This window comes from Streptomyces diversicolor, assembly GCF_057537855.1.
In genome coordinates, this window is record NZ_BAAJXA010000091.1 from 1 (window position 1) to 10950 (window position 10950).

At 72.0% G+C, this 10950-nt stretch carries 8 protein-coding genes and 1 pseudogene; 2 read left to right on the forward strand and 7 right to left on the reverse strand.

Annotation, left to right across the window (positions count from 1 at the left end; all coding sequences use genetic code 11):
• Positions 1-203: pseudogene (locus tag AC27LF_RS44950) on the forward strand (hypothetical protein); the annotation flags it as partial.
• A gap of 227 nt (positions 204-430) precedes the next feature.
• The gene (locus tag AC27LF_RS44955; protein WP_479662355.1) at positions 431-1360 is read left to right on the forward strand and encodes an alpha/beta fold hydrolase; all 930 of its coding nucleotides are present in this window, start codon (positions 431-433) and stop codon (positions 1358-1360) included.
• A 119-nt stretch (positions 1361-1479) separates the two neighbouring features.
• Here the strand turns inward: AC27LF_RS44955 and AC27LF_RS44960 are convergent, their stop codons facing one another.
• The 7 genes from AC27LF_RS44960 to AC27LF_RS44990 form a co-directional block, all read right to left on the reverse strand.
• Positions 1480-2322: an ABC transporter ATP-binding protein gene (locus AC27LF_RS44960; RefSeq protein WP_479662354.1), complete on the reverse strand. Its 843-nt coding sequence runs from the start codon at positions 2320-2322 to the stop codon at positions 1480-1482.
• 3 nt (positions 2323-2325) lie between these two features.
• The gene (locus AC27LF_RS44965) at positions 2326-3291 is read right to left on the reverse strand and encodes a FecCD family ABC transporter permease (protein WP_479662357.1); all 966 of its coding nucleotides are present in this window, start codon (positions 3289-3291) and stop codon (positions 2326-2328) included.
• Positions 3292-3347: 56 nt separating this feature from the next.
• On the reverse strand, positions 3348-4409 hold the full coding sequence (locus tag AC27LF_RS44970; protein ID WP_479662353.1) for an ABC transporter substrate-binding protein: 1062 nt from the start codon (positions 4407-4409) through the stop codon (positions 3348-3350).
• 545 nt (positions 4410-4954) lie between these two features.
• Positions 4955-5557: an RNA polymerase sigma factor gene (locus AC27LF_RS44975; RefSeq protein WP_479662352.1), complete on the reverse strand. Its 603-nt coding sequence runs from the start codon at positions 5555-5557 to the stop codon at positions 4955-4957.
• A 226-nt stretch (positions 5558-5783) separates the two neighbouring features.
• Positions 5784-6521, reverse strand: a complete 738-nt coding sequence (locus AC27LF_RS44980) for a hypothetical protein (protein WP_479662351.1) — start codon at positions 6519-6521, stop codon at positions 5784-5786.
• A 313-nt stretch (positions 6522-6834) separates the two neighbouring features.
• Positions 6835-8538: a right-handed parallel beta-helix repeat-containing protein gene (locus tag AC27LF_RS44985; RefSeq protein WP_479662350.1), complete on the reverse strand. Its 1704-nt coding sequence runs from the start codon at positions 8536-8538 to the stop codon at positions 6835-6837.
• Between the two features lie 234 nt (positions 8539-8772).
• Positions 8773-10944 carry a glycoside hydrolase family 3 N-terminal domain-containing protein gene (locus AC27LF_RS44990; protein ID WP_479662356.1) on the reverse strand — a complete coding sequence of 724 codons (2172 nt, stop codon included), beginning with the start codon at positions 10942-10944 and terminating at the stop codon, positions 8773-8775.
• Between the last annotated feature and the right edge of the window lie 6 nt (positions 10945-10950).

Below are 10950 nucleotides of genomic sequence, written 5' to 3' on the forward strand. Positions count from 1 at the left end.
TCTCCCGGCACACACGGGCCCACCCACGGGACATCGTCGACAGCCTCGTGCGGGGCGTGTCACGGTGGACCGACGGAGAGCGGCAGGACGACCTGGCCGTCCTCGCCCTGTCCCGCCCCGCGCACGGCTCCGGCGACCCGCGGTCCTCTTCGAGACAGCCACGGCGGCACCGGCCGCATCTCTCCACGGTCCCCATCCGGTGAGCGACACGCGAGGGGCCGCCACCGGCAAACGGCCGGCCGGCGTACGGCCGGGCGGCATGCGGAACATCGCTTCGATGCCGCGCGAACTTCACCCGGTTGGATGTCATCGGCGGGCCCGTTGGGTCGATGGGGTGAACGCTGAGGTGCCGTAGGCCCCCATCGAGAGCGAGGTCGACATGACGGTACCCGCGATACGCGGCTCACTGCCGCGAAGCAGAGCGTGGCGCGTGGCGACGGCAGGGTGCGCGGTCGCGGCCCTGTGCGCGGCGACCACGGCTCCGGCGGTGGCGGACAGCGCCGCCACCGCCGCCAAGCCCACGATCGTCCTGGTGCACGGCGCCTTCGCGGACGGCTCCAGCTGGAACGGCGTGATCGAGCGGCTGAAGCGCCGGGGTTACCCCGTGATGGCCCCGGCCAACCCGCTGCGCGGCCTGTACAGCGACTCCGCGTACATCGCCTCCGTCCTGAAGACGATCAAGGGTCCGATCGTGCTGGCGGGTCACTCCTACGGCGGCGCCGTCATCAGTACGGCCGCGGCGGGAAACCCCCAGGTCAAGTCGCTGGTGTACATCAACGCGCTGATGCCCGACGTCGGTGAGAGCGGCATGTCGCTGTCCGCGCGTTTCCCGAGCGCCCTGGGCACCGCCACGGACTCCGTGCCGTACCGGACCGACAGCGCCGGCGGCACCGACCTGTACCTCAAGCGGGACAAGGTGCACCCGGTCTTCGCCAACTGCCTCCCGGAGAGCCAGGCGAACCTGCTGGGCGTCACCCAGCGCCCGGCCGCCACGACCGCGTTCTCGGAGACGGCCAAGGTCGCGGCATGGAAGCAGATCCCGTCCTGGGCGCTGATCGGACGGCAGGACATGACCATCAGCCCCCAGCAGGAGCGGTTCGAGGCCGAACGGGCCCACTCCCACACGCAGGAGATCGACTCCTGCCATGTGTCCCTCATCGCCCGCCCCGACGCCGTGGCCGGCCTGATCCTCCAGGGCGCCGCCGCGGCCACGGACACCGCCGCCCCGCAGCTGGCACACACCGGCACCGCCGGGCCCGGGGACCAGGCCCTCGTGCTCGGCGGCATCGCGGCCGTCCTCCTCACCGTCGGCACAGCAGTGCTGTGGCCCGGCCGGCGGCTGCGGCGCAGCACGCGCTGACGGACACCACCGACGGCGGTCCGCGCGTGCCCGCGACGCGCGGACCGCCGGACGCGTCGGTGCGGCCCCAGCGGCCGACGCCGGTCGGGTCGCCGCGATCGGCCCTTGCGTCGCGGTGCTCACCCCGCGCCTGCTGGCACAGGGCCATCGGGTCCACGCCACCTCCTCTCGTCCGCCGGGCTCTCGGCGTGCGCGAGGGGACGGGCCGCGTAGGTGATGCGGACGACACCGTCGGTGTGCCGTTCGGTGGTGGCGCGGATGCCGAAGACGTCGGCGAGGAGGCCAGGTGTGAGCACGTCCAGGACCGGCCCCGCCGCGGCCACTGCTCCGTCGCGCAGGACGACCAGCCGGTCGCAGAGGCGGGCGGCGAGGTCGAGGTCGTGCAGGACGGCGAGGGTGGTGACGCCGGTGGCACGGATCAGGTCCAGGAGTTCGAACCGGGCCCGGATGTCCAGGTGGTTGGTCAGCTCGTCCAGGACGAGGAGCCGGGGGTTCTGGGCCAGTGCGCGTGCCAGCAGGACGCGTTGGCGTTCGCCGCCGGACAGGGAGGCGTAGGCGCGGTCGGCGAGGGGCCGGACCCCGCAGCGGTCGATGGCGTCGGATACGGCCTTGCGATCCCCGGGTCCGTCGCGGCCGAGCAGGCCGTGGTGAGGGGCGCGGCCGAGGGCCACGATCTCGGTGACGGTCAGGCCGGCGGTGGTGCCGCCGGTGTCCTGGAGGACGGCCGCGGTACGGCGGGCCGCGACGCGCGGGGACAGTTCCCACACGTCGTCCTCGCCCACCCTGACGGCCCCGTCCGCCGGGCGCAAAGAACGGTAGACGGCGCGCAACAGGGTCGATTTTCCGCTGCCGTTGGGCCCGACGAGGCCGACGATGTCGCCTGCACGGACTTCAAGGCTCACGTCACGGAGAACCGGGTTGCGGTCCAGGGTGATCCGGAGCCGGTCGACGAGGAGTTTCATGCTTCAGTCCAGGCCCTTGTCGCGGCGCAGCAGCCACAGGAAGAAGGGGGCGCCGAGCAGGGCGGTGAGAATGCCCAGCGGCAGTTCGTTGGGGCGGTCGAGGGTGCGCGAGAGCAGGTCCACAAGGACCAGGTAGACGGCGCCCGTCAGGGCGGTCAGGGGCAGCAGTCGGCGGTGGTCGGCGCCGATGGTCAGCCGTACCAGGTGCGGGATCATCAGGCCGACGAAGCCGATGCTGCCGGCGACGGCGATGACCGTCCCGGTCAGCAGCGCGCTGAGGACCAGCAAGACGGCCCGCAAGCGGTTGACGTCGACGCCGAGCGCGGTCGCCGATTCGTCCCCGGCGAGCAGCACGTTGAGGCGACGGCCGAACAAGGACAGCAGTGTGGTGGTGACCAGTACCACGACGGTGACCGTGGGCATGTGGTCCCACTGGGCGCCCGCGACGCTGCCCAGCATCCAGAACATGACCGTCCGCAGTTCGGTGGGGGTCGCCTGGAGCTGGACGAAACTGGTCGCCGCGAGGAAGACATGGCCGACGGCGACGCCCGCGAGCACCAGCCTGGTCGGGGCCAGCCGTCCGCGGCGCTGCCCGAGCGTGAACACCAGCGCGCCTGCGGCCAGGGCGCCGACGAAGGCCGCCGCCGACACCCCGAGCCCGGCGAGTGCCACTCCGCCGCCGAGCGTGATGACGAGGACCGCGCCGAGCGTGGCGCCGTAGGAGAAGCCCAGCACGATGGGGTCGGCCAGCGGGTTGGACACCACGGTCTGCAGCACCGCACCGGACACGGCCAGGCCCGCGCCGACCAGGGCCGCCAGCATGACCCGCGGTGTGCGGAAGTTCCAGACGATCTGGTCCAGCGCGGGGTCGGAGGGTGCCGCCCCGGCGCCGGTGACGTGGTGGAGGACGATGCCCCACACGTCACCGACGGGCACGTTGACCGCACCGATGCTGATCGCCACGATCATGGTGGCGGACAACGCGACGAGCAGGCAGGTGAACGCCAGCGGGAGCGTGAGCCGGCTCAGACGGCGTCCGGGTGCAGCATTTCGGCGATCTTCTGCACGGCCAGGTCGTTGCTGGGGCCCAGGTACATCGAGTCGGACAGCGTCACGTATGTGTTGTTCTTGGCGGCCGGCCACTGGGGGAACTCCTTGAGCAGCTTCTTGGCGTATGCCGCCGGGTCGGGGTCGTTGTAGCTGATGACGACGAGGGCGTCGACGTCGGTGGCGGCCACCTTCTCCTTGCTCAGGTCGGCGAAGGTGGTCCTGGCGGCGGTCTCGAAGGCGTTGGCGCCTCCGGCCTTGGCGAGGATGTCGTTGATGATGCCGTGGGCGACGACCGAGCTGAAGTCGTTGCTGCCCATGGACATGTTGGAGAAGAGCACCATGACGTTCGGGGGCTTTTCCCCTTTGACCTTTTCGGAGACCGCCGCGATGTTCTTCTCGGACGCGGCGATCAGCTTCTCGGCCTTGTCGCTGACGTTGAAGATCTTTCCCATGTCGCGCAGCAGTTGGTAGCTGTCGGCGACGGTCATCTTGGAGGGGTCGTCGTCGCAGCCCTGCGGGGAGACGTAGCTGCCTGCTCCCACCTGTTTCAGCTGCTCGCGGGTGGCGAAGCCGTTCTTCTGGTCGAAGCCGTACGTGGTGACGGACAGGACGAGGTCGGGGCGCAGGGCGAGCATGGCCTCGCGGGGGATGTCGTAGGCCGCGTTGAGTTCGACGTTCCCGGTGGGCAGCTTCTTGATGGCCTCTGCCCGGCCCGGCACCTCGGACATGCCGTAACTCTGCTGGTTGGCGACGATTTTGTCCCCGAGGCCGAGGGCAAGCAGCGTGGAGACCTCGGCTACAGAGGCGCCGTTCATCACGACAACACGGCTGGGGGCCTGCTTGAAGGTCTCCTTCTGGCCGCAGTTGTCGAGGGTCACCGGGTAGCCGGTCTTCGAGGCCGCAGCCTCGGTCGTCCCGTCGCTCGGCTTGTCGCGCGCGCTGTCGCTCGGGTTGTCGTCCGACGATGAACCGCATGCCGCCGTCAGGAGGCAGAGTGCTGCGGCCAGGGCGGCGGCGACCGGCCGGTTGATCGGCATGCGGGCTCCTTGCGTGAGGGGTGTAGTCGTGACGTGAAGGTGTCTGTTGCAGTAGTCGAGGTGAAGTGGCCCTGAGTTCCCGGAACGTGCGGACCAAGCAGGTCCAGTGAAGTCCGCTGCTGCGCCGTGCTCGCTTCTGATCGCCGCGAAGGCGATGTCCGTCTCGGGTGACATGCGGGCCCCTCCTGGCCGCCACCGCCGTGGCCGGCTGCCGAGTCGGTGTCGCAGGAGGAGTCGGACGAAGAAGCCAGGGAGTTCCCTCGGCACTCCGGCAAGTCGTCCGATCCCTCTGCGGCGCACCGGACGCGGACCGGCCACGACGCGTGCCGTCGCCTGCCGCCGGGGGGCGACGGCGCCGCCCGGGGCGCGGCACGCCGTGCCCGTCGCGCCGTCCCGGCCCCGGGGAGAGAGGCGTTCGCCGACGCTGACGTCGAGGTACGGCCCCCCGCCCGCGCCGTCGAGTTCCCGGTGGCGTGGCCCCTTTCGGGGGACCGCGCCACCGGGAGCGTCGGCGCCGGTGGTCCCGGCGCGGGGAGGCGCCCGGGTCAGGCCGCGTGGCCGCTCGGCGCGTCGGCTTCCTGGAGCAGCCGTCCGAGGGTGGCCCGGGCGCGGGAGACCCGGGAGCGGACCGTGCCGACGGGACAGCCGAGGTGGCCTGCCGCCTCCTCGTACGACAGCCCGACCACCTGGGTCAGCACGAACGCCTCACGGCGCTGCCCGGGCAGCGTCTCCAGCAGGTCGAGCAGGGCCACGCCGTCGTCGAAGCCGGGCAGGCCGCACGGTTGGGTGCGTTCCACCGCCGTCTGCCAGTCGGTGGTGTCCGCGATCCGGGGCCGGACCGCGGCGCGGCGCAGGCTGTCGGCGACCGTGCGACGGGCGATCGACAGCAGCCAGGTACGGGCCGAGGCGCGGCCTTCGTAGCGGTGCAGGCTGCCGAACGCCCGCGCGAAGGTGTCCTGGGCGAGGTCGTGGGCGGTCTGGGGATCGCCGCTGAGGCGGGCGACGTAGCGCAGCACGTCGCCGTGCAGGGCACGGACGAAGTGGTCGGCCGCGTCGGGGTCCCCGCCACGGGCGGCCAGCGCCCAGGCGGTCGCCGACGCGTCCGCGGCGGCACGATCCACCCGGCAAGCGGGCAGGACAGAGATCATCAGTGATGTCCTTCTCGGGTCTTCCGGGGCCCGGCCCGCACAGGGGCATGGCTCACCGGCACATGGGGTGCGGCCGTACGCGAGAGGTACGGCGATGCCCGGGGCCGTCAGGAACGTTCTGCTCACGGTGGCGCGTGGCCGCGTCGCCGCGAGGAGCCTGCTGGAAGACCTGCGCGCGAGCGCCGCAGGAAGGGAGGCGGAGCGGGCCCCGGTGGATCCGGCTGTCTCAGATGACAGCGGCACCCGCGGGCGGTCCCCGGAAGGTGAGGGAACAGCACAGCAGCAGACGCACCGGAGCCGGACAGGCGGCATCGCGGCAGCGGTGCACGGACGGGCGGACGAACGGCGTGGGCAGAGCGAGCAGCAGCCGCAGGGGCGCCGCCAGCCAGGCCGCCGCCGCCCGCAGAACACGGAAGACGGCCCGCTCGCCATAGGCCAGCCACAGCCCGCACAGGGCCGCGGCCAGGAGGTGCGCGGCGAACATGCCGACCGAGGCGGCACCGCTCATGCCGGCCATGTCGTGCCCGTGCGCCATGCCGGACACGCCGTGCCCCATGTGCGCCATGTGCCCCATGTGCGCGGACCCCAGGTCGGTGCCGGCCATGGAGTCCATGTCCATGGACCCCATGGAGCCCGGATCCATGGCGCTCATGCGCGCGGAGCCGCCGGCGCGGGGCACGGCGGTGGGGGCCGGCACGGGTGCGGACGCGAGGTTCTGCGCCAGGGAGAAGGTCTCGTGGAGGACCGCCTGCGCGGCGGTCACGACCGCGACGATCACCGTGCGTCCGCGTTCCCGGCCGGCCAGCGACCAGCCGGCCGCGCCGGTCCCGGTCGCGCCCGCGGCCATGGCCCACCAGGGCACGGCGGTCCCCGACATGGTGGCGTGTCCGAGCGCGGCGAGCAGCACGCAGGCGGCGGCGAACACGCCGGCCCGCACCGCGCGGCACCACCCTCGGACAGTCATAGCGTGCCCATCCTCGCACCCGGCGCCCGGTCGTCGTCAGGGGATACGTATGGGCCCCCGCCTCCCCACTCACCGCCAGGGGCGTGACTCAACTCACTCCAGGCACACGGGAACTCGGGAACCGCGGGGAGCGACTACCGCAACGGTCGGGTCCTGGCCGTTCCACAGCGGCCAGGACCTTCACCCGGCTGGAGTCCGGGTCGGTGACGTGGCGGGGCAAGGCCCGCTCGGCGGACGGCGGCAGGACGCGCTCGTCGATGACGTGGAGGCGCGCCGGGCCGCCGCCCGCCACAGCTGTCAGGACGGTCGGGGCCTATCCGGCGTCGGCCCCGATGTTCGGCGTGCCCGGAACGGTGGTCCCGTAGTAGTCCACGCCGCCGTTGCCGGGCACCGCCACACCGGCACCCAGCGCCGGGGATCCCGGCTTGAGGGTGTACGCCTGCGGGCACGGCTGCGGCCCGGCGCCCGAGGCGGGCGACCACGTGCAGGTGCCGCCGGCGCCGGGCGAGGTGAACAGCGGGTCACCCCACACCGCGCCCGACTCCAGCCCCGCCGCCGCCCACGCGGCGAAGTCGCCGTAGGTCGTGCCGCCCCAGCGCCATCCGGCGGTGTTCGTCCCGTAGTACAGGTTGTGGGACAGCGTCATCCCGGTCTGTTTGTACGGGTTGTAGTAGAGCTGTCCGGTCTTGCCGAAGCCGCCCTTGTTGGCCATGTGGCAGATGTTGTCCTTGATCTGCGAGCCGCCGGCCCATGTGCCCGCCGCGTAGCCGAACAGGAAGCAGGCGCTGGTGCCGGCCTTCTTGTTGGTGCTCTGGTCCTTGTTGGTGAAGAAGGTGTTGCCGTAGATCGACAGCGCGTTCTTCGGGGCGTTGGGCACCACGTTGAACAGGCCGCCCTGGGCGTTCGCCCAGTCGTCGTTCTCGGACACGTTGTAGCGGAAGGTGTTCGGGCCCCACACCCGCGACCCGGCGGTCGAGGTGTACGCCAGCAGGCCGCTGCCCGCGTTGTGGTGGGTGTAGTTGTACTCCACGACGGAGTTCGTGGTGCCGCCGTCGAGATCGATGCCGTCCCAGTCGCAGCCGGCCGTGTAGTCCGGGACGGGCTGCACGTTGTAGACCTCGTTGTGGCGGATCGCCACGTTGTTGGAGGTGTACGTCATGATGCCGCTGGCGCCGCCACAGGAGGTCACGTTCGCACCGATGTCGTGCACCACGTTGTGCTGGATGACCGCGCCGTCCCAGCCGTTCGCGGTGAGGGCGGCGCCGGTGTTCTTGGCCGCCATGCCGAGGTGGTACACAGTGTTGCCCTCGACGCGGACGTTGGTGATGTTCACCCCGGAGCCCCAGCCGTAGACACCGGGACCGGCCTGGGAGGTCACGCCGGCGCCGTGCAGTGCGTTGTCGAGGATCTGCACGTCGTCCAGCGGCCCGGTGTTGCCGTTCACCGCGTACCCGAGCACCATGATCTGCCCGCCGAAGGTACTGCTGCTGCCGCTCGGCGTCGCGAACCCGGAGATGTCCGAACCGGTCACCTTCAGCCCCTTGGTCGCCGTCGACGACTTCTGGTTCTGCAGCAGCACACCGGCCGCGGTCGTCGCGCCGTTGACCAGTTTCACGTCGACCAGCCGGAAGCCGCTCACACCGTCCGCGGTGACCGCCGCCGAATAGTCCCCGGTGCAGTCGGAGGTGATGGTGGCCTGACCGGTGCCGTACGAGGTCACCGTGAACGGTGTCGACGCCGACGAGGCGGGCACGTTGTCACCGTCGAAGACCAGGCAGCCGGAGAACGTCTGCCCGCCCTGGAACGAGACGGCACTGCCCTGCGGGAAGGTGAAACCGTTGACCTTCCCGATCGACTTCCACGCCTGATCCGGCGACAGACCGCTGTTGCCGTCGCTGCCGTTCGGCGACACGTAGTAGGTGGTGGTGGCGGCGTGCGCGGTTCCCGTCGCGGCGCCCGCCAGCAGCAGACCCAGCATTGCCTGGGCCACCATGGCCGCGCATAGTCGTGCTCTCATGCTTCTCCCCACCGCGCGCCCATGACGACGCACCGACACGCGGTTGACGACTCGTGGATGAGGCATGCCTCGACGAACCACGTCCGGCGCAGCGGAGGTGGTGTCGGGCGACATGTATCGAAGAGCGACTGCGGACTTCTCCTCGGCGCATCACTCCCTTCGGCGGGACGGGGTGCCGCCGCGGGCGGGGCCGGATCGCGCCGCTGCGGCGGCTGTCGTGCCGCCTCGTGGTGGTCAGGTGATCAGGAGGGTGTTCCGGGTGTGCGTCCGGGAGCCGGTGCCGGTGTGGAGGTGTATCTCGCCCGGTTCCACGGTGAACGCCCCGGCCGGGTCGTTGGTCCAGTAGCCGAGGTCGTCGGCCCCCAGGGTGAAGCGGACCTCCTTCTCCTCGCCCGCCGCGAGCCGGATCCGGCGGAACCCGCGCAGCCGGCGGACCGGTTGGGTGATGCTCGCGGCCGGGTCCTGGACGTAGAGCTGGACCACTTCGTCGCCGGCACGGCCGCCGGTGTTGCGGACCGGGACGGTCACCTGAACCGTCGCGCCCGCCCGCAGTTCCCCGGCCCCGATCCGCTCACGGTTCAGCCGGGGTGCGCCGAGCGCGAAGGTGGTGTAGCTCAGCCCGTGGCCGAAGGCGAACGCCGGGCCGTCGGCGAGGTCGAGATACTTAGAGACGTACTTCGCGTCCGGAGCGGCCGGGTCGTAGGGGCGGCCGGTCCGCTCGTGGTTGTAGTACAGCGGGATCTGGCCGACGGCCCGTGGGAAGGTCACGGGCAGTTTGCCGCCCGGGACGACGGCCCCGGTCAGTACGTCCGCGACGGCAGGGCCGGCCTCGATGCCCGGGTGCCAGGCCACCAGGATCGCCGGCACCTTGTCCGCCCAGCCGCCGACGGTGAGGGGGCGTCCGCAGACGAGCACCACGACGCAGGGCTTGCCGGTCGCGGCGACGGCGCCGATCAGTTGCTCCTGGGCGCCGGGCAGGCCGAGTTCGCTGCGCACGGCCGCCTCTCCGCTGATCGCGGGCGGTTCCCCCACCACGAGCACGACGGCGTCGGCGGCCTCCGCGGCGGCCACGGCCTCCGCGATGCCGGAGGTGTCGCGCCCTTGCGGGGACACCCCGGCGGCGTGTGTGACCCGGGTGTGGGGCAGTGCCTCACGCAGACCGGCAAGGACGGGGACCGCGGCGGGCGCGCCGGGCAGCACCCAGGTGCCGAGCAGGTCACCGGAGTCGGCGAAGGGGCCGACGACGGCGAGCGAGCGCAGCGACGGCGCGTTCAGGGGCAGGACGTCGTCGTCGTTCTTCAGCAGCACCATGCAGCGCCCCGCGGCCGCCCGCGCCGCGGCCCGTGTCCCGGCGGTCGGGGCGGTCAGGGCCGCGGACTCCTCGGCGTACGGGCGCTCGAACAGGCCAAGTCGCAGCTTCAGGCGCAGCACCCGGGCCACGGCGTCGTCCAGCCGCTCCTCGCTCAGCGTCCCTGAGGCCAGCAGGGCCCGGCCGTGGTCGACGAAGGTGGTGGACACCATCTCCATGTCCACTCCGGCGGTCAGTGCCCGTCGGGCGGCCTCCGCCTCGTTGGCCGCGTTGCCGTGCGCGATCAGCTCCTGCACACCTGTCCAGTCGCTGACCACGACGCCGTCGAAGCCCCACTCCTGCTTGAGGACGCCGGTCAGGGTGTGCGGGTTGGCGTGCGCCGGCACACCGCTGACGGTGTTGAAGGCGGCCATGACGGTGGCGGCGCCGGCGTCGACAGCGGCACGGAACGGGGGCAGGTAGAGGTTGCGCAGCCGCTGCTCGGACACGTCGACGGTGTTGTAGTCGCGGCCGCCCTCCGCGCCTCCGTAGGCCACGAAGTGCTTGGCGCAGGCGGCGATCCGGTCCGCCGCCGCCAGGTCGGCGCCCTGGTAGCCGCGCACCTTGGCCACCGCGTAGGAGGCGGTCAGATACGGGTCCTCGCCGGTGCTCTCGGCGATCCGGCCCCAGCGTGGCTCGCGGGTGACGTCCAGCATCGGGGCGAACGTCCAGTGGGTGCCGTTGGACCGTGCCTCGCGCGCGGAGACCTCGGCGTCCTTCTCCGCCACGGCCGGGTCGAAGGCCGCGGCCTGGGCGAGCGGGATCGGGAATGTGGTGTGGTAGCCGTGGATCACGTCCAGGCCGAAGACCAGCGGGATGCCGAGGCGTGACTCCTCCACGGCGATGCGCTGCAGGGCGTTGCCTGCCGCGGCGCCGACGACGTTGAGCACCGAGCCGAGCAGGCCCTTGCGGGCGGCGGCCTCGGCGGCCTCGGTGTCGGCGCCGCCGGGGCCGGTGTCCCAGGCCCAGGCCAGTTGCTGCAGCTGGCCCAGTTTCTCGTCGACGGTCATCCGGGCCAGGAGTTCCCTGATCCGGGACTCGTGGTCATGGCCGCTCATGGCGGG